At 42.5% G+C, this 1,023-nt stretch carries 2 protein-coding genes; both read left to right on the forward strand.

What is annotated here, in order from left to right; genetic code table 11:
- On the forward strand, positions 1-182 hold a 182-nt coding region (locus ACUVJL_RS33805; RefSeq protein ID WP_445249829.1), incomplete at its 5' end, for a hypothetical protein.
- A 20-nt stretch (positions 183-202) separates the two neighbouring features.
- Positions 203-937, forward strand: a complete 735-nt coding sequence (gene sfsA, locus ACUVJL_RS33810) for a DNA/RNA nuclease SfsA (RefSeq protein WP_445249830.1) — start codon at positions 203-205, stop codon at positions 935-937.
- The last annotated feature ends 86 nt before the right edge of the window (positions 938-1,023 follow it).

Consider the following 1,023-nt stretch of genomic DNA (forward strand, 5'->3'; position numbering starts at 1 on the left):
TTCATGTTTTTTGGCTTCAATCATTGGTAAAAGCTATGTTTCGCCAGAACACAATTGACAAAACTTATATTGCCGAGGAGAACTCGAATTCACTCATCTTTCTAAATGCTGTTTTCTCACTTTTTCAGCAAGCCCTACATAAACTACAAACCGTCGTTTTATGCTATGATGCCTCAATCTAAAATCTAAAATATAAAATCGAATGAGTGACTTTATTTACAAATATCCACCTCTCTTACCAGGCATTTTAATCAAGCGGTACAAGCGATTTTTCGCTGATATCGAACTAACTACGGGAGAAATCATCACCGCGCACTGTCCGAATACTGGCCCGATGACTGGTGTTTGCATTCCCGGCAATCCCGTGCTAGTATCTGGCAGCGACAATCCTAAACGCAAGTTAGCTTATACTTGGGAATTAATTAAGCTGTACGACACAGAACCCACTTGGGTGGGAGTTAATACTGCGCTGCCAAATCGAGTTATTAAATTAGCTTTGGAATTACGATTGTTTCCTGAGTTGGGCAATTACAGTTTAATTCAACCGGAGGTTGTTTACGGCACTGATAAAAAAAGTAGAGTTGATTTTTGGCTGACGGGTGAGGAAAAACCGATTTTTCTGGAAGTTAAAAATACAACTTGGGTAAAACAGCAGTTGGCTTTATTTCCCGATACAGTGACGGAGAGGGGACAGAAACATTTGAGAGAATTGATGGAAGTGATGCGGCTGGGTGCGAGGGCTGTAATGCTGTATTTTATCAATCGCGGGGATTGTACTGATTTTGCTCCCGGGGATAGTGCCGATCGCCTTTACGGAGAATTGTTCAGACAGGCGATGGGTGAAGGTGTGGAAGTTTTGCCTTGCCGCTTTGACGTGACGCCAGAAGGTGTGCGCTATTTGGGGTTAGCAAAACTAAATTTACTTCACCCCAAATGATTGATTAGGATCGCGAATTAAATAACTTACAATTTTAATTGTTATTGTGGGATGGGCGTCCCGCCCGTCCAAAAAGGACGGGCGGG

It is taken from the genome of Microcoleus sp. OTE_8_concoct_300 (genome assembly GCF_031383065.1).
GTDB lineage: Bacteria > Cyanobacteriota > Cyanobacteriia > Cyanobacteriales > Microcoleaceae > Microcoleus.

Coding starts and splice junctions, on each gene's coding strand:
- sfsA (WP_445249830.1), top strand. CDS start 203: ATGAGTGACTTTATTTACAAATATCCACCTCTCTTACCAGGCATTTTA.